This window comes from Mesopusillimonas faecipullorum, assembly GCF_020539505.1.
GTDB classification, from domain to species: Bacteria; Pseudomonadota; Gammaproteobacteria; order Burkholderiales; family Burkholderiaceae_B; genus Mesopusillimonas; species Mesopusillimonas faecipullorum.
Window position 1 is genome coordinate 1 of record NZ_JACDXW010000006.1, and the last position, 26,348, is coordinate 26,348.

Annotated in this window: 26 protein-coding genes and 1 tRNA gene; 22 read left to right on the forward strand and 5 right to left on the reverse strand. The window is 54.9% G+C overall.

Features of this window, described 5'->3' with window-relative positions:
- The first annotated feature begins 377 nt into the window (after positions 1–377).
- The 3 genes from H0484_RS11705 to H0484_RS11715 all read left to right on the forward strand — a co-directional run bounded on the left by H0484_RS11705 (position 378) and on the right by H0484_RS11715 (position 2,412).
- A tRNA-Leu gene (locus H0484_RS11705) sits at positions 378–462 on the forward strand.
- Between the two features lie 134 nt (positions 463–596).
- Positions 597–1,724, forward strand: a complete 1,128-nt coding sequence (locus H0484_RS11710; protein WP_226954830.1) for a site-specific integrase — start codon at positions 597–599, stop codon at positions 1,722–1,724.
- A gap of 61 nt (positions 1,725–1,785) precedes the next feature.
- Positions 1,786–2,412 (forward strand): hypothetical protein, encoded by a 627-nt coding sequence (locus H0484_RS11715; RefSeq protein ID WP_226954831.1) that lies wholly within the window; start codon positions 1,786–1,788, stop codon positions 2,410–2,412.
- Between the two features lie 162 nt (positions 2,413–2,574).
- Here H0484_RS11715 and H0484_RS11720 read toward each other — a convergent pair whose 3' ends face one another.
- Positions 2,575–3,219 carry a hypothetical protein gene (locus H0484_RS11720; RefSeq protein WP_033469526.1) on the reverse strand — a complete coding sequence of 215 codons (645 nt, stop codon included), beginning with the start codon at positions 3,217–3,219 and terminating at the stop codon, positions 2,575–2,577.
- Positions 3,220–3,689: 470 nt separating this feature from the next.
- On the opposite strand from H0484_RS11720, the gene H0484_RS11725 reads away from it, so the two are divergent.
- Positions 3,690–6,533 carry an AAA family ATPase gene (locus H0484_RS11725; protein WP_226954832.1) on the forward strand — a complete coding sequence of 948 codons (2,844 nt, stop codon included), beginning with the start codon at positions 3,690–3,692 and terminating at the stop codon, positions 6,531–6,533.
- A gap of 21 nt (positions 6,534–6,554) precedes the next feature.
- Here H0484_RS11725 and H0484_RS11730 read toward each other — a convergent pair whose 3' ends face one another.
- A complete protein-coding gene (locus tag H0484_RS11730; protein ID WP_010925847.1) occupies positions 6,555–6,911 on the reverse strand; it encodes a metallophosphoesterase in 357 nt (118 codons plus the stop codon).
- Positions 6,912–7,334: 423 nt separating this feature from the next.
- On the opposite strand from H0484_RS11730, the gene H0484_RS11735 reads away from it, so the two are divergent.
- The 14 genes from H0484_RS11735 (at position 7,335) to H0484_RS11800 (ending at position 20,573) form a co-directional block, all read left to right on the forward strand.
- Positions 7,335–7,604 (forward strand): hypothetical protein, encoded by a 270-nt coding sequence (locus tag H0484_RS11735; protein WP_080561906.1) that lies wholly within the window; start codon positions 7,335–7,337, stop codon positions 7,602–7,604.
- Positions 7,601–8,611: a hypothetical protein gene (locus H0484_RS11740; protein ID WP_226954833.1), complete on the forward strand. Its 1,011-nt coding sequence runs from the start codon at positions 7,601–7,603 to the stop codon at positions 8,609–8,611. The genes H0484_RS11735 and H0484_RS11740 overlap by 4 nt, the downstream gene beginning before the upstream one ends.
- Positions 8,608–9,147, forward strand: a complete 540-nt coding sequence (locus tag H0484_RS11745) for a plasmid mobilization relaxosome protein MobC (RefSeq protein WP_226954834.1) — start codon at positions 8,608–8,610, stop codon at positions 9,145–9,147. The genes H0484_RS11740 and H0484_RS11745 overlap by 4 nt, the downstream gene beginning before the upstream one ends.
- Positions 9,144–10,139, forward strand: a complete 996-nt coding sequence (locus H0484_RS11750) for a relaxase/mobilization nuclease domain-containing protein (RefSeq protein ID WP_010925844.1) — start codon at positions 9,144–9,146, stop codon at positions 10,137–10,139. Before H0484_RS11745 ends, H0484_RS11750 begins: the two co-directional genes overlap by 4 nt.
- 25 nt (positions 10,140–10,164) lie before the next feature.
- Positions 10,165–10,422, forward strand: coding sequence for a hypothetical protein (locus H0484_RS11755; protein WP_226954835.1), 258 nt, complete (start codon positions 10,165–10,167; stop codon positions 10,420–10,422).
- A 257-nt stretch (positions 10,423–10,679) separates the two neighbouring features.
- Entirely contained in the window at positions 10,680–11,405 is a 726-nt protein-coding gene (gene virB5, locus H0484_RS11760) for a P-type DNA transfer protein VirB5 (protein ID WP_033469522.1), read from the forward strand.
- Positions 11,406–11,415: 10 nt separating this feature from the next.
- Complete coding sequence (locus tag H0484_RS11765; protein ID WP_226954836.1) at positions 11,416–11,862, forward strand: hypothetical protein; 447 nt, start codon at positions 11,416–11,418, stop codon at positions 11,860–11,862.
- Positions 11,859–12,119: an EexN family lipoprotein gene (locus tag H0484_RS11770; protein WP_226954837.1), complete on the forward strand. Its 261-nt coding sequence runs from the start codon at positions 11,859–11,861 to the stop codon at positions 12,117–12,119. Before H0484_RS11765 ends, H0484_RS11770 begins: the two co-directional genes overlap by 4 nt.
- A 1-nt stretch (position 12,120) precedes the next feature.
- Positions 12,121–13,173: a type IV secretion system protein gene (locus H0484_RS11775; RefSeq protein ID WP_202730231.1), complete on the forward strand. Its 1,053-nt coding sequence runs from the start codon at positions 12,121–12,123 to the stop codon at positions 13,171–13,173.
- 653 nt (positions 13,174–13,826) lie between these two features.
- Positions 13,827–14,060 (forward strand): antitoxin VbhA family protein, encoded by a 234-nt coding sequence (locus tag H0484_RS11780; protein ID WP_051644215.1) that lies wholly within the window; start codon positions 13,827–13,829, stop codon positions 14,058–14,060.
- A gap of 234 nt (positions 14,061–14,294) precedes the next feature.
- Positions 14,295–18,068 carry a hypothetical protein gene (locus H0484_RS11785; RefSeq protein WP_226954838.1) on the forward strand — a complete coding sequence of 1,258 codons (3,774 nt, stop codon included), beginning with the start codon at positions 14,295–14,297 and terminating at the stop codon, positions 18,066–18,068.
- A 467-nt stretch (positions 18,069–18,535) separates the two neighbouring features.
- Positions 18,536–19,819, forward strand: coding sequence for a tyrosine-type recombinase/integrase (locus tag H0484_RS11790; protein ID WP_226954839.1), 1,284 nt, complete (start codon positions 18,536–18,538; stop codon positions 19,817–19,819).
- A gap of 72 nt (positions 19,820–19,891) precedes the next feature.
- The gene (locus H0484_RS11795) at positions 19,892–20,245 is read left to right on the forward strand and encodes a type II toxin-antitoxin system RelE/ParE family toxin (protein WP_226954840.1); all 354 of its coding nucleotides are present in this window, start codon (positions 19,892–19,894) and stop codon (positions 20,243–20,245) included.
- Complete coding sequence (locus H0484_RS11800; protein ID WP_113934031.1) at positions 20,238–20,573, forward strand: helix-turn-helix domain-containing protein; 336 nt, start codon at positions 20,238–20,240, stop codon at positions 20,571–20,573. Before H0484_RS11795 ends, H0484_RS11800 begins: the two co-directional genes overlap by 8 nt.
- Positions 20,574–20,575: 2 nt before the next feature.
- On the opposite strand, the gene H0484_RS11805 is transcribed toward H0484_RS11800, so the two are convergent.
- Complete coding sequence (locus H0484_RS11805) at positions 20,576–20,884, reverse strand: helix-turn-helix transcriptional regulator (protein ID WP_315859956.1); 309 nt, start codon at positions 20,882–20,884, stop codon at positions 20,576–20,578.
- Positions 20,885–21,334: 450 nt separating this feature from the next.
- The gene (locus H0484_RS11810; protein WP_226954842.1) at positions 21,335–22,207 is read right to left on the reverse strand and encodes an MBL fold metallo-hydrolase; all 873 of its coding nucleotides are present in this window, start codon (positions 22,205–22,207) and stop codon (positions 21,335–21,337) included.
- Positions 22,208–22,294: 87 nt separating this feature from the next.
- Between H0484_RS11810 and H0484_RS11815 the strand changes: the two genes are divergently transcribed.
- Genes H0484_RS11815 through H0484_RS15250 form a run of 4 tightly spaced genes read left to right on the forward strand, consistent with a single transcriptional unit; the run spans position 22,295 to position 24,461 of the window.
- Positions 22,295–22,594 (forward strand): ArsR/SmtB family transcription factor, encoded by a 300-nt coding sequence (locus H0484_RS11815; RefSeq protein WP_226954843.1) that lies wholly within the window; start codon positions 22,295–22,297, stop codon positions 22,592–22,594.
- A gap of 25 nt (positions 22,595–22,619) precedes the next feature.
- The gene (locus H0484_RS11820) at positions 22,620–23,144 is read left to right on the forward strand and encodes a rhodanese family protein (RefSeq protein WP_226954844.1); all 525 of its coding nucleotides are present in this window, start codon (positions 22,620–22,622) and stop codon (positions 23,142–23,144) included.
- Positions 23,131–24,183 (forward strand): amidohydrolase, encoded by a 1,053-nt coding sequence (locus tag H0484_RS11825; RefSeq protein ID WP_226954845.1) that lies wholly within the window; start codon positions 23,131–23,133, stop codon positions 24,181–24,183. The genes H0484_RS11820 and H0484_RS11825 overlap by 14 nt, the downstream gene beginning before the upstream one ends.
- Before the next feature lie 56 nt (positions 24,184–24,239).
- Positions 24,240–24,461: a pPIWI-associating nuclease domain-containing protein gene (locus tag H0484_RS15250; RefSeq protein ID WP_226954846.1), complete on the forward strand. Its 222-nt coding sequence runs from the start codon at positions 24,240–24,242 to the stop codon at positions 24,459–24,461.
- Positions 24,462–24,875: 414 nt separating this feature from the next.
- Here the strand turns inward: H0484_RS15250 and H0484_RS11835 are convergent, their stop codons facing one another.
- Positions 24,876–25,466: a hypothetical protein gene (locus H0484_RS11835; protein ID WP_226954847.1), complete on the reverse strand. Its 591-nt coding sequence runs from the start codon at positions 25,464–25,466 to the stop codon at positions 24,876–24,878.
- Positions 25,467–26,348 lie beyond the last annotated feature (882 nt).

Here is a 26,348-nt window from a genome sequence, read left to right on the forward strand (position 1 = left end):
AGGCAAAAAGGGGGCAACTCCGCCGAGAAATACGGTGGGTTGCCAGAGAAATTGGACCGAACGCGGTCGCCGTCATCATTGCGCGGTGGGATTCACTGAAAACCTCGGGTTATTCGAGGTGCCCTTCAGTGAATTCGGCGAGCCGTATTCCTAAAATCTCGTCGATGGTGTAACTTTAAAACTTCCAGTAAAACCAATAAATGGTTTGAAATGACATTCAATGTTTTTGTTTTAGGAATAATTTGGATGTAAGTGGGGGTTTGTGGTGGGTTTGAAGTACAAAAGCAAAAATTAGGCTATAATCGCCAGCTTGCATTTACCGCAGTATTTCCAGCCTCTTCTGATTAAGTTTTGAAGCTTAAACAGAACGACAAAAAGCCCGGGTGGTGAAATTGGTAGACGCAGGGGACTCAAAATCCCCCGCCGCAAGGCGTGCCGGTTCGATTCCGGCCCCGGGCACCATCCCCAAATCTTCTGATAATTCAAGCCATTAGAAGATTTCGCAGTACAAGCCCCGCACCGGGGGATTTTCCTAAAATTGTGGTCAGGTACAGTTTCGGTACAGTGATGCGGCGCTAGCCCCATACGGAGTACTCATGGCTACCATCGTTAAGACTTCCTCGGGCACTTGGAAAGCCCTCATTCGCAAGACAGGCTGGCCGGCCACGGCCAAGACGTTCCGCACCAAGCGCGACGCCGAAGACTGGGCGCGCCGTACCGAAGACGAAATGGTGCGCGGCGTATACATCCAGCGCGCGCCGGCCGAGCGCATGACCGTCGAAGCGGCGCTGACCCGCTATCTCAAGGAAGTCACGCCCACCAAGCGGGCCTCGACCCAAGCCGGCGAACACAAGAAGGCGCAGGTCATCATCCGCCATCTTGGCAAGTACTCGCTGGCAGCCCTGAACGCCGAGATCGTGGCGCAGTTCCGTGACATGCGACTGGCGGGCGACCCGGACGAGAATGGCAAGCTACGGCCTCGCAGTAACAACACGGTACGCTTGGAACTGGCCCTGCTAGGCCACCTGTTCACCGTCGCGATCAAGGAATGGGGCATCGGCCTGCCCTTCAATCCCGTGTCCAACATTCGCCGCCCGGCCCCCGGCTCGGGCCGCAACCGGCGCTTGACCCAAGAAGAACAGACCCGCCTGCTGCAAGCCGTCGATAAGCACTCGAACCCGATGTTCGGATGGATAGTCCGCATTGCCGTCCAGACCGGTATGCGGCTGTCTGAGATTGCTACGCTGCGCATACGACAAGTGGACATCGAGCGTCGCGTCGTGCGGCTGGAGCATACCAAGAACTCTTCGCCCCGCACCGTTCCTCTGACTGCCGAGGCAACGCGCGTGTTCACCAAGGCGCTTGCCAACCCCGTGCGCCCAGCCGAAACCGAACTGGTGTTCTTCGGCGAACCCGGTCGGGACGGCATACGACGCCCTTACCTGTTCGACAAAGCGTGGACCGATGCCAAGCGAGCAGCGGGCCTGGAAGATTTCCGCTTTCACGACCTGCGGCACGAGGCTGTCAGCCGGTTCGTGGAAGCCGGCTTGAGCGATCAGGAGGTGTCGGCCATCAGCGGCCACAAGTCGATGCAGATGCTCAAGCGCTATACGCACCTGCGGGCCGAAGACCTGGTGCAGAAGCTGGACCGCCTCGCGCGTCGCGCGCCGTCCACTTCTAAACAACGGAGTGAGGCCGACTCCCAAACAGAGAACAACGCATAATCGCTCCATCGCGTTGCCATAATGAATAACCGATTGTCTTAACCTACGGAGGAAGCTAGTTTTGCATACCGCTATCAAGATCGTCGCCATCAGCAGCCTTGCTCTTACCCTTGCCGCGTGCGGCAGCGCCAAAGACGCCAACAAGAGCAACTTCAGCAAGGCCATACAGGCATACCTGGACACTCAAAAGGGCCTATGCGCAGCGATTCCTGCTAAGGGCTTGCCGTTCACCCTGGCGAATCAAGACATGCTGGGCGGTCAGAGCAAGAAGCGCGCCGACGCGCTGGTCGATGCCGGGCTGCTGACGAAGCGAGACACCGAAGTCAAAGCCATGTTCGGCAACAAGATGGAGCCGGCCACCGAGTACCAAGTCACTGACACCGGCAAGAAATTCCTCGTCGCCAATGGTGCCAACACGATGGCTGGACAAGATGCCTTCTGCACCGGCAAGTACACCGTTGTGGAAGTGAGCAACTTCACTGAACCCAGCGACATGATGGGCGTAAAGCTGTCGCAAGTGAACTACCGCTATAAGGTAGAAGGTGCAGATGACTGGGCCAAATCGGAAAGTATCCGTGCCAACTACAAGAATTTTGCGGAACAGACCCAGGGAGATATACAGGGTAAAGCGGCTGTCATCCTGACCAACGATGGATGGATGCACGAGCGCCTGTTCAAGCGCGGATAGCCACCCTGAGTCAATTAAAAAAGGCCTTTCACCTATGAGTGAAGGGCCTTTTCTTTGGTTCTGCGCCGATCCGCGGGGTGGTTGGAGGTCGAAGAATGCCCCATTCCAGACATTCGACTAACGCCTGAGCCGGCGTTGTCCGGCTTCCGCCTGAACGAAGCGTTAGGCCCCACTCGCGTGCCTGCGAAAGATGCTCTTCATGTCTTGGGGGCGCTCTGGAAAGGAGTAAGGGTGGTAGACACTGAAGCTCGATGATGTGAGGTGCATAACGACCACCTCTCCACCGATGTAGATTCGTTCAATTGGGGCGACTTTGCTCTGAATCTCCCTCTGCAGGTTCATCATTTGCGGGATGATTTCCAGGATGTTGTTCCCTTCTGGAAGCGGACACTCGGGTTTGATGCCAAAGCCTTGGGGCAACCGCTCTGACTGAAAGCCAGATGTGGACCGATACGCAAAAGCAACCACAGACTGATCTTCTTCCGAAAGTCCAAAGTGATACACAGTTGTCGTCGAACTTTCCGGGAGCGCGAAGTCTTGTCGGTACTTTGCCCACCTCGCTTGGAGCGCGCCGGGAGCGTGGTAATCAAGGTTCATGATGCCTTCTAGGATCATGCGGTTATTCACCTCCATCGCCCAATCGCCCGCGAACATCCCCATTCCCGTTCCAGCAATGATTGTTCGAAGATGCGGCAGATGGTGAGCCTTGCTACTGAACAGCATGGGCTTGCCATCTGGCGTGACCGCGAGCGTGTCAGTTGCAACGACGATCTGAGTTGCGTCAGTAAAGAAGATTAGCGAAGACATTGTCTCTGTTGGTCTAACTAGATTTAGGTGGCAAACCGATCAGGGTCACGCTTCAATAAACATGGCTTAAGCGCTAGCATCGATAGGGCCTGACTGGATGATAGCTCTTTAGGTAAACATGAGAAATCAGCCAATCGCTGCTTTTGATTAATACAGGAAACTCGAGAGAAATATGTCGCTTACTGGCCAGAGGCGATATGTGGCAGGTGCCAGATGTCGACCCATTGAGGTCAATTACTTCAATACACATCACGGCAGCTCGCAACCCCCAAGCTGGCGGTAACTTGGCGCTAGGCTTATTAGCGACTCTTTATATCCAGCCCCACTCAGCCGCCCAGTCCTCGTCGCGCCCCCCTCCCAGGCCCAGATCGGCAGAGCTCAACAATAGCAAAAGACCGCGTCATTTGACATGGGCAATAGCTTTCTTATTCCAGTCGGACTACGATTACGCACACTACGAAGGAGAAGCAATGAGTCAGTACCTTTTGAGTTTTGCGAGGCAGAATCTTGACGGGCGTACTGATGCATACCTAGTTTTGCTCTGGTGTATATATCAAGCCAATCAAGACAAGGGCCGCTATTCCGACCATATCAAAGCTCACATTACTGCGGCAGCTGACCAATTGCTGGGCCGCAATTACCAGCGCATCGCAGCCCGCTTCAAGAAAGTGCTGGACAGCAAGCCGGAATTGGACCGCATACCGCCGTCTGGGCTCGGCACTCTTGGTTCCCTTCGAGTAAAAAACTTCCGAGGGTTCGGTGAAATTGGCCCCGACGACTTAGGGACCTTCATTCGCTTCAGCAAGCTCAAGAATATCTTTTACGCACCCAATGGTGGCGGCAAGTCATCGTTGTGCGAGGCATTGGAAATTGGGACCACTGGCGATATCAAAGAAGCGGCCCGACGCAAGACTAAGATCAATCAGTACATCGCACGAGGAGATGCCAAGTCGAAGCTAACGTTGTTGGGAGCAGACGGGCTACCCGTCAAACAAAGCATCAGTTGGTCAGGCTGTTTCATCGACCGCAACCGTCTTCAAGAGTTCTCGCTCTTGGGTTCCAAGGATACTGGCAGTGCCGAGAGAGATGTCCTGGCCACCTTGTTCGGACTGGAAGAGCTCCAAGAGGTCATTTCCCGGTTCGTTCGGCCTGAAAGTTTTTCACTCAAAGCCTTCATGCGTGCCGACCAAGCTGGCGAATTGGACCGCATGGAACGCACCCGCGCTGATTTGAGCCTGCTACGGCGCAAGCACAGAGCAGACCTTCAAAAATCGATCTACGAAACGTGCAGGCTGCTGGGATTGAGAGCCGACCAAGGCTTCGATGTTCGCCCAAAGGTTTTGCGGCTGCGCGACACAATAGAAATGCATATTCGTAGTGCCGAGCGTCTGCGAACCTCCAAGGCCCCGCTCGCGATCCCGATCAAACAGGTGAAACGCATCTGTGCCATCGCTCAGCGCTTGCTGGACCGAAGAGCCGATATCGAAACGGTGTTTCTGCGGCGGGCCAGCGACGTTAATTATCGCGACTTCTTTCAGGCATTAGAAGCTATCGAGCATTTGCAGGTTGGGAAAGCCTGTCCTGCATGTCTGACGCCCCTCGATCAGGTGGTGGCGAATCCGTTCGAGAGAGCGCGAGAGCAGATTACGGCGTTGTATGCACTGGATTCCCTCAAACAATCTAAGCTGCGTAATGACGCACTAATTACTCTTTGGGCTTCGAGAGTCGCTACGGCCATTAGCGCGGTAAAGAACAATGAGCGCGCCGATGTTCCCTGCCAAGTGGAGATGAGCGAGCTGGAGGCCGTGCTTGCAAAATTCCACGCCGCTACCGATCGTTCGGAAGTGGCTCCATCCGTCCTCGACTCGATTCTGACGCTTTATACGGAGAAGTCAGCACAGATTGAGTCTTACTTGGATGCCTGCGAGCGCAGGCGCCAGGAGGTCGATCAGGCAGAGGCTCAGGCAGCCCGGCTAGAAGCACGGGTGAAGCAGTTGAAAGAAATTGATGAATCGCTGAAGCAACAGTTCGAGGAAAAAAAACTGGCAGAACGCGAGTTCAAAATCGTCAATGCCGAGATGGCTGGCCTAATAAAGCGGAAAGCGGCATTGCTCAACAATGCTGGTGAAAACAGCCGCTTCAATAAGCTGCTTGAGGATTTGGAGGCTGAGTACCGCATCCTGTACCGCAGCTTGCTCGAGTACAAGCTGGAGCTTGAGAAAACGCGAATCAACGGGATCGAAGCCAAAGCTGCCGAATACTATCGAGCTATCAACCACCACGACGATGACCATGAGCAGATTGCTTCATTGCGCTTCGATCGGCAAGGTGATAGCTACCGAATCAGAATCACCAACCTAGATGGGTCCTCACTCGATGCGTTTGCAGTCCTCAGCGAAGGCCATCTGAGGGCGTTAGGATTGTCCATCCTCCTGGCGATGGCTGAGAAAAACAATTTCCCACTCATTGTGTTCGATGACGTGGTTAACGCCATCGACACCGATCATCGATCAAACATAATTGACCTTCTTTTCTCCGATGCCTACCTACGCCGCATCCAGATGGTGGTTACCACCCATGATCGCCTCTTCTGGGAGAGATTCTGCATCATCTCCGACCGTCATCCTCAGTGCGATCAGCATGCAAGTCGTGTACTAAGCTACACGAATAGAGGCATCGTGACCATCGATCATGAAGGTGGCTTCCAAAAAAAGGTCTATATAGCGTTGTCGGTCTTCGACATCCGCCAAGCGTTGCTTTATTGTCGTATTTGGTTCGAGTCCATGGTGCTTGAGTTTTGCATCGAAAACCGCGTCACAGTCACGGCCAACTTCAACAAGTCACACCTCAAGAAGAGCATGTACCTTCAGGTCAGCCTCGAGCACACCTTCTCGTTGGTGGAGCCTTTCATTGACTACGACTTGTCACATTTCAATATCATCAAGAATGATCTGGTCAACTGGGGTGGGCAAAATCAGGAGCATCACGCTTTCGACGAGGGAAGCCTGAATTTTGTGCACTCGAAAACCAGTGGTGAAGTATTGAGAATCTACGACGCCATCCGCTTCCTGGAGTGTCAACTCTTTCCTGCAAGGAAAAAGGAATCCGGGCTGCGGCACCTTGCCGAGGTCAAAGAAAAAATTGAGAGAAGCCAGAGAAAGGCGGTTGCGCTCGCCAAGGCTCCAGCTGACGTGCAAAAGGAGCATAAAGCAGCGTTGAGTGCACTGGAACAGCGCGCCATAGAGCTCGGGCAGGAGCTCGAGTTCATCGAACAATGTCTCGCCAGCACCGCTCAACGCGACAAACCTCAATAGCTGGCATGAACTCTATACTGCTTAACAAAAATCTGGCTGCTTTGGGCTGACACAGGCATCCAACCATTCGCCTCCGTGGAGGCGATGATCAACGTCCGGAATCGGATTGCCCATCGCCCGTCGCCACGTCATCAGCTCGTGATTCCCACAGATCGGGTGAAACCACGGGCGCTCCAACCATTTCAGAACATCGGCTGACTCAGGACCTCGGTCCACAAGGTCCCCCACGGAAAACAATCGGTCCTTTTCTGGCGAGAACCTTACGGCAGCCAGCGCGACCTCAAGCCGATCAAAATGACCGTGGATGTCACCCACCGCAAAATCACGGCCGTTGGCATTCAATTGAAAGCGCTGGACTCGGACCTTACCGGACGTCATTCCCGGGTTCCATATAGCTCCCTAACGACTTGTCATGCATGCCCCATGATACTTGGCTCTTCACGACCGCGTGACACGTAACCCGCTGATCCTAGTGCCATCACTTCGAATGCGGGCCAACAGCGTGAGCATGCTCACATCGTTGGCAATTTTCCACAAAATTTCTCTCTGTCCACCGACGCTTCAGACACCGAAATCAGAGCACATCTCTGACCGCGCCTAAGCCCATGATTTCTAGATTTATTTTGCTTGATCGCTTCATCGCAAGAAAACCAATGCGCCATATCTTGGCATTTGGCGATGCCTAATCTTGGTTTTCATGAATACCGTATTTTGGTCTTTAAAATCAACAACTTAAGTTTGACAACCATGCCCTCACGGTAAAGACTGGCATTACCTACGGTGAACTTGTGAGGCATATGAATGACTACTGGAGAATATTTGTTGGGGCGGTTTGGACCGTTGATGAGCATCGTTGACGTTGCCACCTTGCTAGGTCGATCTCCCGATGGCGTCCGCGTTGCGCTTTATACCGATACCGACTTTTCGCGCAAGCTGAAACCAGCCATGCTGCGAGTCGGCCGCCGCGTTTATTTTCGGACGTTGCAGGTCACGGAAGCGCTGAATCTGGAACAGCCGACAGACGATGAAATCACGCCCGCAGAGGTCGCTACACGAGGGCCGCGCACATGAGTCGGCAAAGAACCATCAACGACCAGATATGGCGCTCAAATCGCCTGTCAGGCTGCACGGTCGAAGACCGCTATGCGCTGTTCTATTTCCTGACCTCGCCATTCAGCAATGTCATCGGCGCCTATGAAATCGTCATTCGCGTTGCAGCCTCAGAAATGGGCTGGGACCCTGATTCACAACTAATGCCAGTGATGCGTCGTCTCATCGATGCTGGCATCTTGGATTTTGACCCGCAGGCGAATTACATCTGGATCAAAGATTGGTGGGACCACAACTCCGCCAAGATGGCAGTGGCAACGACCCTTAGGAAAAAGACACTCGAGCAAATAGCGGCACTGCCCCAAGGCTGGCGTGACGCTTACGTGAATGACTTTATCGATCGACTGCCTACCGAGGATCCGCTGCGCAATACGGTAGCCAAAGCCCTTGGATACGGTCCATATAGGCTATCGACACCCTATGCAGGCCCCGACGACGGCCGGACGTCCATTCCGGCCGAAGCAAAAGACATCCATAGAAATCAATCAATTAGCAACGGGCATACCCCAGCGACAGCCTATCTCCAGGGTATGGACAGGGGGCCGGGTAACACTACTACTAACACTAACCCTATCTATAACCCTACTACTACAACGAGAACCGACGACGGTCTTCAGTACCCTACCGCGCTGGTCCCCGCTGAGAAACTGTCGATCCAAAACTTGCTTACCGACGTCCAATCAGTTGATGCGCAAGCATTGCTTGACGAACTGGACGGGGCCATCAAGACACCCGGAACCATCAGAAAGACGAAGGTCGCCTATTTCAAAGGAATCCTTGAACGCCACCGCATCGGGGGATTCGTGCCGTCTGCTGGCATCCCGATAGCAACCGAAAGGGAACGCCTGGCAGCGACCCAAGATATGTCGCGTGCTTCGGAATCAGCACCACTCAGCAAAGCTGAATCTCAAGCCCGGCTTCAAGAAATCAAAGCCCAACTGGAGCTGCATACGAGGATGCCGAAATGACGCGCAAGACCACACTCAGCATCCGCCTGGATGGAGATCTGAAGCTGCGCTGGCAGGCACTTTGTCTTCGACAAGGCAGCACGCCCAGCGACGGCCTGCGGCAGATCATTGTCCGCCTTCTCAACGGTTCGGCAACGGACACGTCGCCCACTCCATCAGCACATGAGAAGCCCGATACTTCGCGGCGCCGCTTGGAACTCCGCCTGACCGAGACGGAATATGCCCGTATCGAAGCACTAGCCTTGCAGCAGGGCATGTCCGCCAATCGCTGGGTCATCCACCTGATACGGGCCAATCTCAGCGGCGAACCGCAGTTCGGCATGACGGAGCTGCGAACGCTGGGCGAATCGAATTCGAGGCTGCTTGCCATCGGCCGCAACCTGAACCAGATCGCCAGGCATATGAACGCGGGACGCGCGCTGGAGACGGTGGTAACCGCTGAACGTATCGACACACTGACCCGGCATATCAAAACCCACACCGCGCGGGTGGCAGACATCATGCGCGCCAACATTGACCGCTGGAGGCTGGAATGAGTCTGGTCATTGATGGAATTTTGAAGGACTGGGGCGAACGCATCTATACCAAGCCCGTCACCAGCCAAGGCGTAAAGCGCACGGTGACGCGATCACGCACTTCGCCACCCTCTACGCCTCTACTGCTGACCGGCAGCGCTCGGGTCCGTGACAAGTTGATGCTCACCACTCGCAAAGCGCCCGAAGTCATGGTGAAGATCTCCGGCGGCGGCAAAGGCATCGCGCAGGTGAAAGCACACCTCGACTACATATCGCGCAACGGCCTGGTAGCGTTGGAGAACGAAGACGGTGAAATCATCCTTGGCCGTGAGGCAGTGCAGGACGTTCGCGACGAATGGAAAAGCGGCCAGTACGGGTTGCCTGACAACGGCTCGCGGCGCGAAACGTTCAATATCGTGCTGTCCATGCCGCCCGGCACCGACCGACGCGCAGTCAATGACGCTATCCGTGCATTCGCGAAAACGGAGTTCGGCGCCAACCACGCGTATGTCTTCGCCATCCATGACGATGAAGCCCATCCTCACGGCCACCTTTGCGTTAAGGCGCTGGGTCTCGACGGCAGCCGGCTCAACCCACGAAAAGCGGATCTGCAACGCTGGAGGGAGCGCTTCGCCGAGGCGCTGCGCGAACAAGGCATCAAGGCCAACGCCACACCGCGTAGGGCACGCTCTAACACGCGTACTACGGTCAAGCAGGCGACGCGACATGCCGCCAAGCGTGGCAAGAGCACCAAAGCGGCCGAGCGGGAACAACGCGGCCTTTCCGGCGTTTCATGCGCTATCAGGAACGGCTACGGACACATTGCAAAAGCTTTGGCGGCTGGTGACATAGAGGACAAATCGCTTGCCCTGGAAATTGTCCGGTTCCTGGACCCCTCGCAGGACAGGACGCTACAGGTTCCACAGCGTAGCCAGAGCAGCGCAGAAGTGACCAAGGACGCCCAGCAACTGGATAAGACCAACCACCCAGGCAAAGGCGACCTGAGCCGTTGATTGATTGCGCAAGAAGGACCATAAGATGGCTTTACGCTACGACGCCTTGCAAGACTACTGCGATGATCCAGTGCGCACTGGTGACGTGCAGGTAATTCTGTATGCGCATTACTGGAAGGGCTTTTCCTTGGCCGTGCTGGACGGCATTACAGAGCACCCCGTCATGGACGACAAAGGCCGACCGTACCGGTTCCGAACCGTAGAAATGGCCCTGGCGGAACTGGCGAACATTTCGTACCTGTCCGACCGCATCATCATTGACCGTCGCATGTGGTGGCCGTAATCGGGAAACTACTTTGCATTAACCGTAAGTACAATCAACTTCAGTTGTACCTTTAACCACAACGAACGTTGCACCGCCCCAAGGACGCCTAGCGTACCGGGTGCCGACCCAAAAAGAAGGGTTCCGACCGCCGAGAGCAGATCGGCCGCTTAGTCGCCCCAAGAACGCTTTGCCGTACTGGGCGCGGTCCTTGAACAGACCGACAGACCGGACAGCACGGTCCTACGTTCGCCCTCAACCTCTCAGGAGTGGCGAACATGAAGAAACTATCAGCCTCTTGCATTATGGCCGTCGGCATTGCCGCATCGTCGGCCGCCTTCGCACAAATCCCCGTGACAGATGGCGCTTCCATCGCCAAGAGCGTGGAAAACCAGATCGAGACGATGGCGAAGTGGAAGATGCAATACGACCAGATGGTCAGCCAGATCGACCAGATGAAGCAGCAATACGCTGCGGTCACTGGCGCGCGCGGCATGGGTGAACTGTTCAACAACCCGCAGTTGCGAGACTACCTGCCGCAAGACTGGCAAGGCGTCTATGACAGCGTGAAATCAGGCGGCTATGCCGGCCTGAGCGGGCGCGCTGAATCCATCTACGAAAACAACAAGGTGTATGACGCCTGCACCGGCTTTGCCTCGAACGAGCAGCGCGCGAACTGCGAAGCGCAGGCTGTCAAAGGCGCGCAAGACAAAGCCTTTGCGCTCGATGCCTATGACGCGGCGAAAAACCGCCTCAGCCAAATCGACCAGCTGATGCAGCAGATCAACCAAACGCAGGACCCGAAAGCCATTGCTGAACTGCAAGGGCGCATCGCAGTCGAGCAGGCCATGATTCAGAACGAGCAGACCAAGCTACAGATGTACCAGATGGTTGCGGCAGCCGAAGACCGCCTACAGCAGCAACGGCGGAAGGAGATCAACGCAAAGATTGTTGATCAACGGGGCTACCCCACTCTTCAAGTCTTCAACCCGCTTGCACGCTAAGGAGAACATCATGGCTCCGTTCTACGCAATCACACTGGTCCCAGTGGTAACGCTATGCCTTGCCATCTATCGCTTCTGGGCTTGCGCTCGCCGCCTGAGTCCCGAGTATTACCGAGAGCTTTTGCGGCGTGCGCCGCTGATGAGAACCCTTGATGTCGTGGCTATCGGTATGGCTGTTTTCACTGCCTACTACGCGGCTATGGGCTGGTTTGGATTCACGCTGCCGTTCATTGATGAAGAACCGTTGCCGCCTTGGATGAACATCATCCTGTCTGCCGTCACATCCATTGCGTGCATCGGCATCGTTTGGACAAACGCGCCAAATCGCTTCACACAGCCGACATGGGGCGGCATGCGCGAAAGCGTCGTGCGAACCCTTGTAGCGTTACGCATCATTGAGGCCGCCGAAGTGGCCCACGCACTCGACATCATCAACGCACGTGAGGCACACAAATGAAAAACATCCTCTTCCCTTTCTTCATCGCGCTCACGCTGGCAGCTTGCGGCGAGAACACCCCCGTTCAAACCGTCGATTGGTACAAGGCGCATGCCCCCGAACGCAATGCGATGATCGCGAAGTGCGAAGCCAGTCCTGGCGAGTTCGCCGCATCCGCCAACTGCATCAACGCCAAGACAGCGGCAAACCATCTGGCCGTCGACAAGCGGGACTATTTCGACCTGACACCGATCAATCCGCTCAAGGGAGGTCAATAACATGGGATTCGCCTTATTCCAGTGGATAGGCAGCAGCGTCGAAGCGATGCTGAACACCTTCGTATCGGAAACCGCTTCAAACGTCATCCTCGGCTTTCAAATGCTGATGCTGACCGGCGTCACGCTGTACATCACCTTGACTGGCTACGCCATCAGCGCGGGCGCGGTTGAAGCTCCCTTTCAGACCTTCATCAAGCAGTGCATGAAGATCCTCATCATCACGGCATTCTGCATGACGGCTGATTCCTACACGGCTACCGTCGTGTCGGCCATTCAAGGTCTGGAGACAGGCCTGGCCGACATCATGTCCACGTCTAGCGCTCAAGCGACGAGCATCTATCAAGTTCTGGATAACTCGGCGGGAAAAGGGCTTAACGTGGCTTACGACATGCTAGGCAAAGTCGCAAAGCGCGAGTTCTACGAATTAGGTCATATGTTCTGGGATGCCCTGAATGCACTCATGATGGCCATTGCCGTGTTTCTTATTCATTTGCCTGCGGCCGCGACCATCATCATGGCAAAGCTCGGTCTCGGAATAATGCTTGGTCTCGGACCACTGTTTATCGCGGCGCTAATGTTCCCAGTCACCGCGAAATGGTTCGACAAATGGTTTGAGCAGGCACTGGCCTACATCCTTGAAATTGCCATCACAATGGTTATCGTCTCTGTCGGTGTGGCCCTATTCAAGGCGCTGTTCGACAGGGTAATAAGTACGACCACGGACAATCCCATAAATTCGTTTGTGCAGATCATCGTTCTTGCCTTGATCATCTTCTTCGCGCAGAGAAAAACGAGTGGCTTAGGGGCGAGACTGGCTGGCGGCATCGCCTTTGACGCAGTGACATTCAGGAGCATGGCGCAGGGTATTGGCAACGTGGTGAATCCTAAGACGACTCGCCGCGATATGCAGTCGGGCATGATGGTTACTGCTGGCCGAACCAACCACATGATTGCAGGCAACACCATGTGGAACCCAGCCTATCGGCAACACGTCTTGCAGAACATGGGCAAGAACTGGGGACCGGCAACGGGCGGCTCCGTCAACGGTAAGTGAGGTGCATATTGCGTCCGCATCGGCCTCGCCATCAGCGAGGCCTTTTCATTTATGGCCGCACATATCTCCGCGCTACGCTTGGGCAACCCCTTCGGTTGCATCCCGCGCCCGTTCTTGCCGGACTGGCCGCGGGGGCAGGCCCAGGCGGCTTCGCCTTGTTCCTCCCCCCGGCCGACAGGCTGCATGGCTTCCAGAGGCATCAAGGGTGAAGGCTTCGCCCGGGATCCTCACCCGTTCCCTACGCTGCGCTTCGGGCTGCGGCTTCCGGTCCCGCCCTTGACCCCTCTTCCGGCCAAACGGCGTCAGTAGTGGTGCTATCAAGCGGATCACGGGTGAAGGGGTTGGTGCGGCCCGCAGCCCACAGGGCGAGGACACGGCCCCTTGACGCGGCAGGAGCGCCCCACGCTATGCCCGGGGGCAGGAGTTCCGGGCCAAGGGCCCGCAACCCCTGCTCCCGAGGCTCCCGCCGGCGAGGGTGGAGAGTCCAGAGAGGCAAAGCCTCTTTGGAACCTACGGCTAGTACGCAGCCGATATTGCGGTCCATAGCAGGTAAAACAAGACAACTTCAGCGCACCACCTCTGTGGCTACGTGTACCTAAACCAAATTACCCATACTTCTTGTAAGATCGAGTTACCTACGGCAAGGAGGCACCATGGCAGGCACAGGTAAATGCAGGCAACAGCCCCACAAAACCATATCGGATACCGAACGCAGCCGCCGGCAATCGGCAGTTAACTATGCGCGGGCCTCTGTCGGTTTAGAAGGTTTCTCGCTCAGTGAAGCAGATGAGGCCCACGCTCAGCGTTTCGTTGATGGTCAGATAAGCCTGCAAGAGTTTGTGCAGCCGCGCGCTGACGCATTAGCACTCCCAAAGTCTTCGTCATGACGAAGAAATTTAGGATTTGGGGACTAGTGCAGGATAGGCTGTCGCCGGGTTTTGTGTTACCCATAAGCCAATATAAGGTCCCGAGAGAACAAGACTGCGAAGCCAGCTGCGTTCTCCACTATTTCGACAATTCACAAACCGATAAAGCGTGAGCGCATTTCCATGCTGCTGCGGCGGACGGCATAGAGGACTTCCCTCCGAGCAGTGAACAGGACTTGACTGCCAAGGATTTAGATGAACACCATCTTGGACGTTCCAATCACGTCAGTTACTTCACTAACCGCAGAGAGAGCGGTAGTTGTAATTAGGTCTATCCTGCGATCTGAATGCGCCTATGCTCGAATAAGCCCGAGCGCTTTGACAATATCGAGTCGACTTACTACTGCGGATGGTGGCATCGACGCCGAAATTAATGCCTCACCGAACAGCACGGTTCCTAGCGATTGCATCTTTCAGGCAGGCCTTACTGGGTTCCAGATTAAATCCGGCACATCATTTAAGCCCTGGACAAAGAGCAGCATTAAAGGGGAGCTTCTGGATAGCAAGGGACAGCTTTACACTGAAGTGGAGCGACTTGTACGCCGCCGTGGATTCTATACAATTATTTGCACCGGCCATGATCTAACCCCCGAACAACGCAATACCGCGCGAAGCGAGATCGCTTCAGTATTGGCTGAAGTGGGTTACCCTGACTACGAAGGTCTATTAGAAGTTCTTGGTGCCAGCCAACTTTCAGAGTTTGCGGAGCGATATCCAGGAACAGCATCTTTGCTCGCAACAGATCCGATTCAAGAGGCATTGGTCCTTGAAGAATGGCAACATGATGCACATATGGCAAATGTGTTCGAGATATCCACGGAGCAGAATGAATTAATATCTCAGATTCGCAAAGGGTTGCAGGGCGAAGTTAAGCATTTCCGAGTACTGGGTGAACCAGGTCTAGGCAAAACTCGCATAGTCCTCGAAGCCGTAAAAGACGAGAATATTGCTCCCTATGTACTCTATGTCCAACATGGAGCACTGTTTGGACAGACCAAACTTTTCCGCCAACTAATAAGATCGGGCTATAGCAGGCCTTTGGTGCTTGTAATTGATGAGCTTCAAGAGCCAGAGATGTCAGATATCTGGAGACACTTGAAGTCCCGCTGCGGTCAAATGAAGCTAGTAACACTTGATCACGGAAGAGACGAAACTTTCGATGAGGAAATTGAACGCCTTAACGTTCCGCGACTATCCGACGACACGATCAGAAAGATACTCGCTAATCGCGTCGGCGACTCAAACGAACTTGATCGCTGGGTCCAAATTTGCGAAGGTTCTCCACGTGTTGCCCAGGCAGTTGCGGACAATCTGCGGGCAAACCCTCAAGATCTGTTGAAGCCACCATCGACGGTGCCGATTTGGACGCGATTCCTGCACGGTTACAGCGGCAAGAATGAAGTCACAACCCGACAAATAGACTGCGTCACGCAGCATTTAGCCTTGTTTAGCCGATTTGGTTATGAGGATCCGGTGGGTAGCGAAGCCGTATATATTGCCGAACAAATCCGCAAGGCAGACCCTACGATTGGATGGGCAAGGTTCCAAGAAATCATCCAGACTCTACGTGCGCGCAGAGTACTCCAGGGAAGCAGAACATTGTTTTTCGTACCCAAAGCGCTTCATATTTATTTATGGAGGCAATTTTGGGAGCAGTATGGTAGGGGGTTCGATTTTATCGAGACATTTTCCAGCATGCCAGAGACTTTACATGCCTGGTTCATGAATATGTTCAAGTTTGCAGGCCATGCCGCAACGACGCACATCACCAATGAAATCCTTCGAGTAGACGGAGTTTTTTCTCAGAGAGCCGCTTTAACGTCGGAGAAAGGCTCACGATTCATGTCTATTTTGGCAGAAGCCAATCCGGGTGCGGTGTTAAGGCTTCTCGAAACTACCGTGAATACGTGGACGGATCAGGACCTTTTGGACTTTAAAGACAACAGACAAAACCTGGTGTGGGCTCTGGAAAAAATTGCCGTCTGGCCAACTTACACGGTCCGGGCGATTCAGGTTTTAACCAAATTCGCCGTTAATGAGAATGCGGATTTTTCCAACAATGCAACTGGAACCCTTGTTGGCTTGTTTCGAATCGGACCGGAAGCCGCTGCGACTGAAGCCTCTCCCGAGGTCAGGCTTCCGGCAATGCTCCAGCTTTTGCGTACGAGAGGGATGGCAGAGCGCAAACTCGCCCTCAAGGCAATGCAGGCTGCACTTGACACTCGCAGCAGAGGGTTCAGGATCGTTGGTCCCGAGTATCAAGGGTTGAAAGAGAGGGCTAACCTCTGGATTCCCGGCACATATGGCGACTGGTGGCAAGCGCAGTATTTGTATTTCCAAGCTTTAGTCGAAGAAACCCAAAATTGGCCGCCTGAGTTTCGGACTGATCTTAATCTGGCATTACTAGATGCTGTAGAGCAACAGATTCATATTCCGCCATGTACAGAATTAGCCTTCATTGTTTTGGATCGTCTTATTGACGACACGACGATGGAGCCGGGGAAATTGAATTCGTTTTTCTGGCATTACAGAGAATACGGAGTCAAAAATAAAGATCCCGATATTTCCACCAGATTACATCGGGCTGAGCGCCGCTACACAAAGCGAGATTTAGCGAGCAGATTTCGGCGATATGTGATTGATGTAGAGTGGCTTGAATGGGACAACGATTTTCGTCAGCGACGAGGCAGGAATAAAAGTCGTGCCAAGGCACTCGTCGACGCCTTGGTTTGCCGCATTGCTAGGACGCCAGACGGACTCAGCCACCTTTTAGACCAGCTTGCGCCAACGAAGGGCACTCCCGCACTATGGTATTTTGGCGACAAGTTGGCACAAAGTGATCCCGGACACGTTTTCTTTCCTGTACTCACCCAGCGAACACTGGAAACGAAGCATCAAGTGTGCTTGCATGGGTATATGTCGGGACTTCGAGAGCTCGATCCGTCCTTCTATTTTTCTAAACTTAGAGCTTTTTTGAACGCTGAAGACTCGGCTTGGCTAGGGGCGACTATCGCTCTTCACTCCGATTATGATGACGAATTATTCGCTCGGTGCCTAAGCGCACTGGAAATGAGTTGGATAGATCCAAATGTGTTCGGAGCGCTGCGGGTTGGGCGTAGGATCGAAGAGATTCCTTCTGCCAGAGTTGCGAAATTGCTTTCCCTATTGAGTGAAAAGAATACTTCTGAATCACTAGTTCAATTGGTAGAGTTACTGGACTTAATACCCTTTGACGATGCAACACCATTCAATCCAGATTTTGTATTCGGGGCAACTTCGCGCTCAATAGCCATCGACAGCGAGGGGGCGACGTGCACGTATCATTGGAAGAATGTGTGCTTGAAACTCATCGCTTGGGATCCGAGTTACATTCCGCTGCTATTGGATGCGCTGCTCGTGGCAATGGGGAAAAATTATCGATTGAGCTACGCCTCCAATGTTGTAGAAATAGCTAATAAGCTAGTCCAAGCGAATCCCTCAGGAACATGGAAGATAGTAAAGACTCATTTTGAGAGGACACTCCCAAAATGGCGTAGCGATTTATTTAGTTGGCTAAAGGGAGGCTTAGGTGGCTTTAGCGATACACAGCCACGAGGCGCAATCGTTGATCTGCCAGTCGCAGAAATCTTCCAGTGGATTGAAGAAGACCCATCCTCAAGAGCAGCATTGATAGCGCACGCAGCGCCAGCCACTTTGGATGATGAAGGAGGTGGACAATTAACTCGAGGATTGTTGTCAAGATATGGGCACCTAGACGGTGTCCAAAATGGAATCGGGGCAACTTTTCATTCGGGCGGATGGACAGGACCAACAAGTGCTTATTTGCGGCGCAAACGAGAGAAGATGCGAGAATGGCTGGCCGCTGGATTCGAGTTTGAGGTCGTGCAGTGGATCGAGAGTGAGATCGAATACTTAGACAGATCAATTGAGCGCGAGGAGATCGATGAGGAACGTTCGCGATTCGATTAATCATACAGATAAAAATTTTTCACGATCACGTTAAAACCGGAGTGTCCGGAGAATCTGAAAGTACCGAAGACTGTGCCAGGGATACAACTGTACCGAAATTCGGTACAGTACCGGTACAGTGACCAGTTTTCACCGATTCAGGAAAAATACGCCAACCTACTGATTCACAAGTAGTTTTACCTATTTCAACCTACGCTAGAATTCGCCCCATTTGCCTGTACGAACACTGTAGATCCCCAACTCAAAATCCCCCGCCGCAAGGCGTGCCGGTTCGATTCCGGCCCCGGCACCAACGGCTTGTTCCAAACAGGTTCAAGTTGCACCAAATTCTCAAAGAAATCATGCGGTTAGCTTAGAAACTTAACCCATGAGATTCCATCAAGTTTCAGCAAATCCCGACGTTGCGTGCCCCCCAAGGTGTACCCTAGACTGGTTGTACCCAGTTTTCTTTTTGCAGGGGTACACCTATGGGATTCCTGACTGACCTTAAAATCCGCACCCTCTCGCCCAGCACCAAAGAACAGATGCTGAATGACGGCGATGGCCTCTACCTGCGCGTGCGCGCATCCAGCAAAAGTTGGCTCTATCGGTACAAATCCGGTACGAAACAAATCAAGATCGGCTTAGGCGCCTACCCAACGATCACCCTCGCAATGGCACGTGAACTCACCAGAGAGGCGAACACACTGCGCGCTCAAGGCATCGACCCGCAGGACGCCCGACGAGAGCAGCAAGAGCAAGCCAAGATCGCCAAGATGAATACTTTCGAGCTGATGGCGCGTGCCTGGCTCGAAAGTGCCAGCAAGGATCGCGTCTGGTCTGCCGGCTACAAAAGCAAGGTCACTCGTCATCTGGAGATTCATGTATTCCCGTGGGTGGGTGACAAGGCGATGGAGGCTATCAGGCCCCCAGAAATCGTTCGATGCCTGCATCGCATCAAAGATCGCGGCAACCTGGAAACGGCGCAGCGTGTCCGCGAGGCCGTCCAGCATGTCTATCAGTACGCTGTGGATACCGGCGTACTGGAACCGGCCCAGAATTTCGTCAACAACCGTACGGGAGGCTTGCCAACGCCACGCGGTCGCCACTACGCAGCCATCACGGACCCGCAGCTACTGGGCCAGCTATTGAGGGACATGCGCGCCTACTCCGGCAACTTCATTTCCGTTGCCGCTTTACGCTTGGCTCCTTTGGTCTTCCAGCGGCCCGGCCAGCTGCGCTTGGCCCATTGGGAAGACGTCAATCTTAAAAAGGGCCTGTGGCGCTGCCCGCCAGAGAACATGAAGATGCGCGAGTGGCAGAAACGCGATAGCCGCACCCCTGCGCATATCGTGCCCCTGTCACGCCAGGCGCGACGGATTCTAGAGGATCTGCTGCCGATTACCGGCCCCTCCGGCCCTGTGTTCCCCAACATGGCCAGGCGCTCTGACAAGTCACGCTACATCAGCGAAAACACGATCAACTCGGCTTTGCGCACACTGGGGTACGACACCAAAGAACAGATCACAGGTCATGGATTTCGTGCTACCGCACGCACGATGATCCGCGAGTATCTTGGCTGGGAGCCGGACGTCATCGAACGCCACCTGGCGCACGTGTCGAAAGAAGAACTGGGTGCCAGCTACGACCGTGCCACCTTTTTGGCTCAGCGCAAGGTGATGGTGCAGCAGTGGGCAGATTTTCTGGACGAACTGGAAACGGGAAAGATGCCCAAGCTTGCGGAAAACGTCCTCTGGCTCAAGCGGGCGTAGCCTACGCCTACTTGCGTTCGCCAGTAGCCCGAAACATCCCAGAAATGGTATATTGACATGAAGCCTTCCTCCATGAAACCGCTCTTCTGGCTTGGCAGCAGCAAGAAAGACCTGTTGGCTCTGCCGGTGGCCGTACGAAAGCTCTTCGGCCATGCGCTCGACACCGCCCAGCGCGGCGAACAGCACGAAGCAGCGAAAGTGCTAAAAGGCTTTGGCAGTGCTGGCGTACTAGAAATTGTCGAAGACGATACTGGCGGCACTTACCGGACTGTCTACACCGTGCGTTTCGCTGAAGCGATATTCGTGTTGCACGTCTTTCAAAAGAAGAGCAAGCGAGGTATCGAAACGCCCAAGCCGGATATGGACATCGTCCGTCAGCGCATGAAAGCCGCTGCGATCGTCGCACAGGAGTTGAGAAATGAGTAAACGCATTGTCGAAGGGATTGAGGTCGAAGCCAGTTCGGGTAACGTGTTTGCCGACCTGGGCCTGCCCGATGCCGACAAACTCCAGATCAAGTCTGGGCTGACCGTAGAAATTGCCAAAGCCATTCGCGAGCGCGGATTGACCCAGGCCGAAGCGGCAAAGCGCATGGGCCTGACCCAACCCAAGGTGTCGAGTCTGCTGCGCGGCGAGTTCTCGAACTTCTCCGAACGCAAACTGATGGATTGTCTGAACCGCCTGGGCTACGACATCGAAATTCGTGTGCGCGAGACGGCAGAGCCAATCGGCCACCTGGTGTTGACCCACGCCTAAGCCTATGACTGGGACGTGGCCGCTGCAACACGCCTGACACGGCCACCAGCGGAGCTGGTTTCCTTCACACAATGGGTTAGTGGCCGATAGCTCACCGGATCTTCGATCCATTCCAATAATGCCGCGCGCCGCCATCCTTTAGCTCGTCCACCGAGCGATACAGGAGCGGGAAAATCCCCTGATGCAATACGACGGTAAAGACTTGACCGGCTCAAGGCTGTAATCCGTAACACGTCCGCCATGCGGTAAAAGGCTGGTTCAGGTTGGCCGAGTTTTTCGACAACATCTGACTGTGACATAACTGCTCCCATAGGTCTCCGATAGCACCTATAGGATGCCTGACTGTGTCATGCAGCAAAACTCACTGGAGAGTGCTACAGCAAAGTACGGCAAGATGGGCTGGACCTTATGCTACCGTGAGGCGCGTCTTGAAGTTCGAGAAGGCCTGCTGTAGCGTACTCGGCCGCAATAGAAACAGCGAGCATACCCAGATGTCACCTTCGCCATGCTCAACGAAGGCGAAAAAGTACAGCACACTCGCGCTCTTCCAGAAAAATGGGACTGCACATGCCGGACGTGCTGCTTGCTCCGTCGCTGGCCATGCAAGAACTTGGATCATGCGCTCTCTCTACTACCTTCTTCTTCTATGCTCAGGACCGCCTGGTGCGTCGCATGTGGGAAGCTAATACTTGCCACCTCAGCCGCACCGTTTCTCGCCGCTTTACCCTATCGCTCGATCACAGCCAAAATAGGAAGCTGGCCTATCCCTCGGTCAAACTGACGGGGATCTTGAGGTAGCGCACGCCGTTGGATTCAGACTCCGGCAAGCGGCCCGCACGGATGTTGACCTGAATGGAAGGCAGCAGCAGCGTGGGGGCCGGAAGTGTTGCATCGCGAGACTGGCGCATCTCGGTGAATGCCTCGGCGCCCACGCCATCGTGCACGTGCACATTGCTCTGGCACTGCTCGGCAACGGTCGACTCCCACGCATACCCGGTGCGCCCCGGCGCCTTGTAGTCGTGGCACATGAACAGGCGCGTCTCTGACGGCAACGCCAGAAGCCGGCGAATCGACAGGTACAACATGTGTGCGCTACCGCCTGGAAAGTCGGTGCGAGCCGTGCCGTAATCCGGCATGAACAAGGTGTCCCCCACGAACACGGCGTCGCCGATACGGTAGGACACGCAGGCAGGCGTATGGCCTGGCGTGTGCATAACCTCTACGGTCAGTGCACCGATATGAAAGGTTTCGCCATCGCGAAACAGTCGGTCGAACTCGCTGCCATCGCCGGAAACATCGTCCAAATTAAACACTGGACGGAAAATCTGCTGCACGTCGCGAATGTGCTCACCGATAGCGACAGGTGCACCTGTGCGAGTTTTGAGGTAAGGCGCTGCGCTCAGATGATCCGCATGCGCATGAGTCTCAAGAATCCATGCAATCTGCAGTTCACGCACATGGGCGGCGGCTAGTATGCGATCAGCCGAGGTGGTGGAAGCCTTGCCGCTGCGGTGGTCGTAATCCAGCACCGGATCAATGATGGCGGCTTGGCGGGTGGATGGGTCGGAAACGAGATAGCTCACCGTGTTGGTGATTTCATCGAAGAAGGAGTGAATATCAGCGGCGACAGGCATAGTTTGTCCGTGCAGGGGTGCAGAGTCTTGAATATAAATTAGTTTATGCTAAATTAGCAAAATACGAAATAAATTGTGATTGTGACGATGAAAGACAAGCAGTTCCTGCAGGAAGGGGCAGCCCAGGCGGCTGCCATGTTGCGAACCGTCGGCAATGAGCACCGCTTGTTGATTCTCTGTCTACTGATTGAGCATGGGGAAATGACGGTAGGCGCGCTGCATGAATATGTGCCCTTGAGCCAATCCGCGCTGTCCCAGCATCTGGCCAAGATGCGCGAGGAGGGCCTGGTGACGTTCCGCCGAGAGGCGCAGACGCTGCATTATCGGATCGACAACCCGAACGTGGCCACCCTCATTGCCACACTCAAGACTATTTTCTGTCCCTAAACCCACCCGCTCGGAGTCAATCGTTATGTCCTTAAAACCCATTTCTCCTCAAGCAGCGCGTGATCTTGTGAATCAAGGTGCAATCCTGGTCGACATCCGCGCAGCAGACGAGCACGCGCGCGAGCACATCGCCGCCGCACGCCATGTCCCCATAGATCACCTGAAAAGCGCGGCGCCGCTTGATACCACTGCAGGCGTCATTTTCCACTGCCGGTCCGGCAATCGTACACGAGTCAATGCCCAAGCACTCAGCGCCTGCGCGGCCTGCGAGGCTTATGTGCTGGATGGGGGGCTCGATGCCTGGAAGAAGGCCGGGCTTCCCGTGGTGACAGATGCTTCCCAGCCGATGGAGCTGCAGCGCCAGGTGCAGATTACAGCAGGCTCGCTGATCCTGTTGGGCGCCGTGCTCGGCGCCACCGTCTCGCCCTGGTTTCATGCGCTGTCTGCAGCCATCGGCGCAGGCCTGGTGTTTGCAGGCGTATCTGGTTTCTGTGGAATGGCCCGCCTGTTAATGCGTATGCCATGGAATCGTAAGGTTGTGGCCGGTTAAGCTGGATACGGTCGCCTCCAGGCATCTTGCTACCGCGCTCCCCCCCTGGATAGACCCGGCCGCCAACGCAGGCCCCGGCGAAGCCCTGTTCTCGCGCGCTCCGGGCAGTACAGGAGCAGGGGTGCTGTCTGCCTATCGTGCTCTGGCGGACGCCGGCGGGCTGACTGCCCACGTGGCCGCTCTGCTGGTGGCCAGTCCGCAGAGCACTGCCGCTGACCTTGATCGGCTTGAAAGTGTCCGCGACCGCTTTCAGGGTGTGCCACACCTGAGCCTGCCTGGCATCAAGATCTTTGCCGACGGTGTACTGGAATACCCGGCGCAGAGTGCGGCGCTGCTGGGCCATTATCACAACAGTGGCTCCCAGGGTGCAATGTTGCTGGAAAGCGATTCCTTCAAGACGCTGGTCGATGCGGCGGATGCACGCGGCTGGCTGGTGCATGTCCACGCACTGGGAGACCGCGCTGTCCGCGAATCCCTGGACGCCGTTGCCCACGCCAGACAACAGCGCAGCAGCGGCATAGAGCATTCCATTACCCATTTGCAGCTGGTCGACGCGCAGGACCACCCGCGCTTTGCGCAGCTGGGGGTTATCGCTGTGATGCAGCTGCATTGGGCGGAGATCGACAATTATCTACTGGATTTGGTCCGCCCCTTTCTTTCCGAAGCTGATTTCCTGCGCCAGTATCCGGCCCGCTCGCTGCTGAAGCATGGTGCGGTCATTGCCGGCGCCAGTGATTGGCCGATTTCTACCGCCAACCCCTGGGAAGCCATGCACAATGCCATGACCCGTCATGGGCCAGACGGCGGCCTGAATGCCGCGGAACGGCTGGGCCGGGAAGACATGTTCATGGCCTATACCTTGAATGCGGCCCGCGTCATGGGGATGAGTAGTGAGATCGGTTCCATTCAGGCAGGCAAACAGGCGGATTTCATTGTGGTCGACCGCGACGTGCTGACGGTGCCGGTCGAAAGTCTGAAAGCCACCCGTGTGCTGCAGACCTATTTTCAGGGCCAGCCGGTGTATATCGCTCAGCCTTGAGCTATGTCTGTCAAGGCAAATTAGAAATATCCGGTACTTTGGCCAATTAGAAATAAATGCTCGGCTTCGTAGAGCAAGACATCGAAGATATTCTCCGGCTTTTCCATGTTTTCAATGAAGCAACACACGGGGCAGCGGGGAAACATGGTTTGACTAAGCTTCAACACGTCCGCACACGCGTCGAAAATGGCATCATATTCCTCGCAGCGATTGCCCATAGACCTACCCGTCTTTTATATGCAACAGTTACATTCCAAGTTCCCCAGGGTGTCCCCTGAAAAACAAGGAATCCCCAAAACCCTCATCAACACTGGCTTTACGGCCAACGTGCGATTCCGCCCCCTTCTAAAAACCCGTTAAATTTCAATTACTTAACGGCTTATTCTTTTGCAAAAACCATCATAAACGCTACGCCCTTCATCGTGCACTGGCCGACAGATGCCGCGCCAGAATGCGCGGCCTGGCACACGTGATGGCTGCGCTCGATATTGGCAACTCGGGCGAGGCAGATTGATTTTACCTTGACCTTTCACCTTGAAACGGGTACCCTTTTTCTCAGATAGATGTACCGGGGCCTGCAAAGGTGTCTATCTGCCCCCTGAAAACAGGGTTCAGCCGTGCTGATATTGAAGAGCACCCGCGAAACGAAGCGCCGCCTATGCGGCGCTTCGCCTTTTCCGGCACCTGTTCAGCTACCGACGATGGTGGCTAGGGTCGCGCAGCGGCTCTCCCCGGAACACTTTGGCCGCCATCACCTGAAAGCGTATCCTACCCTTGCGGTCGTGCGGGACACCGGAATCGGGCGTGCCAGGAGCACGGACATAGGCGCTTTCTATCACCATGCGCAGGGCATTCTTGTCCTGCCGGCGCAACCGGAAATAGATTTCATAATCCACTTTCCAACCCTGGCCATCGACCGCACGGATGACCAACCAATTACCCTGCCCAGTGAAGTTGCAGAAATGTCCGTCCAACGTCCGCACCAACGTGGGTAGTGATAGCGACCAGCTGTAGCGGTCGAGACAAAAAGCACGGGCCACGGCCCGATGGTCAAGTATCCGCCGATCATGCCCTAACGCATCAAAGTCCAGCGCTTCACCTGCCTTCGGGCCAAACGACACGCAATGTGAGGTGAATTCCACTTCGATACGCAAGGTCAGCGCGGGATAACGCGGCGTCGCAGCAACTGCCAGCTCAAAAGCAGAGCTACGCATGTGTGTCAGGTCGTACCGGGTGTCGGCAACCTCGATGAAGCCTTGCCGCAAATAACGGATCCACTGCATCAGGCCACGCCTTCCGGGGCTGGCTTGAAGGTCGAGTAGAACCTCAACTCCTTCGCTGGCCGTGCGCGCTCGTGTGTTCGCCAACGGGTCACGGCACTACGCCGTACAAGCCGCCGATTACCCGCAGTCATATGCAGCTCCACCGCATAGGCCGACCACGGCGCGTAAAAACCTGCGCCAACTCGGAAAAGCTCAATTTCCCAGACACTGTCTGGCGAATTGACCAAGTCATAAAGAACACCTGCATCACCGATAGGTAAGGCACGGGCAGCGGGCCTATCTACCCTGAAAAGCGTCTTCTTTATCATGCCACCACCCTTTTCCCTGCTGCCAAGGCCCGCTTGGCCCTCGGCGGTGTTCTTCGGCCCTTGATCTTACGATGCCTGAATAGGCGGTAGTTATCCTTGTCGGTACGAATTTGTCCACTCTCAGTCGCCGCAGGAGCCGGCACCGCAACCTCCGAATGACTATCTATAGTATTCCGACGCAAGTTGGCCACCTTCTCCGCAGCGGCACGGTAGCGGGTACCATGGGTGCCGACATGCGGCACCTTGGCTCGGCCAAGAATACGACGCCAACCGTTGTAGTAAGTGCTGGAAGGTAGTGGGATCTGACTATCAGAGATAGACGGGCACACATGAATATCCTGCGCCCGTTTGACCGCCTGGACCACCAGTCCAGGGATTCCTAAGATAAAATCGATTGGGGACATCGGCATTGCTTCCATTAAACGTGTTCTTCGCAAAAACAAGTCTAATGAATGTCGAGCGTCCCCCTTTTATGAGGTAGAGTCCTCATCACTCACGCGGGTGTCAGAACCTTCCACGCAGAGTCAACAGTACGCTACGCGGTGCGCCGTAGTTGTTGCGGTTCTCGACATAA